Raw genomic sequence first — 713 nt, 5'->3', positions numbered from 1 at the left:
GCCACATACTCCGGATCCACCTTGGGCAAGATGTTGAAGAGCACCGTCTGATTGGCGCCTGACCTTGCGAGAAACTCGGTCGACACCGGGCCGACCCCAGAGAAGTTACCGGTCTCCACTGCTACGACGGCAAGAAGATCTTGGCCACCCTGCAAACAGCGGTTGTGACCCAGGAGGCGGAAGCCTACACCCTGTTTCGACGGGTCTGTCCGGATTGCCACAATTTTCGGTAACCGACAGCAAGTTCCACGTGCGGCTGTCGGCGGCGTGATGCGGCATCCGTCCGTGGACGGGTATGAAATCGCGCAAAATCGTAAAGTGGCGCACAGCACGCGATTCGAACCGCCAACAGGCGCAGGGACTCGATTTAGCAAGTGAATTCAGTAGCAGCACTGTATTGGCGGTATCCCTCTCCCGCTACCAGCGCTCCCACTGTACGGCCCGAAGACATGGGTAACAGTTTGTACCTAAGACATGGGTGACAACCTCGTGCCGAACGGGTTGTCGATGGTCTGCAAGGTCCTCTGTTCCAGGTCGATATATCCCAGATCATAGCGCATGAAGGAGACGAGCCAAATGCCGTCGTCGACTTCGGTGATTCCGAGCCTCTGGCCGGCGAGCACGGTAGAGATGTTAATCTTCTTCCTGTGCATGCAGATGCGGCCGCAGGCGGTGACGAGAATGTCCTTGTCATGGAAGGGATATTCCAGCTC

The 713-nt window shown here is 57.1% G+C and carries 2 pseudogenes; both read right to left on the bottom strand.

The features are described 5' to 3' along the window. Positions 1-92, bottom strand: a pseudogene (locus AC0L2X_RS32455) (SDR family NAD(P)-dependent oxidoreductase); the annotation flags it as partial. A 375-nt stretch (positions 93-467) separates the two neighbouring features. After that, positions 468-713, bottom strand: a pseudogene (locus AC0L2X_RS32450) (IS481 family transposase); the annotation flags it as partial.

Source organism: Mesorhizobium sp. WSM4828 (genome assembly GCF_055811175.1).
This window is presented reverse-complemented; position numbering and strand designations above follow the sequence as displayed.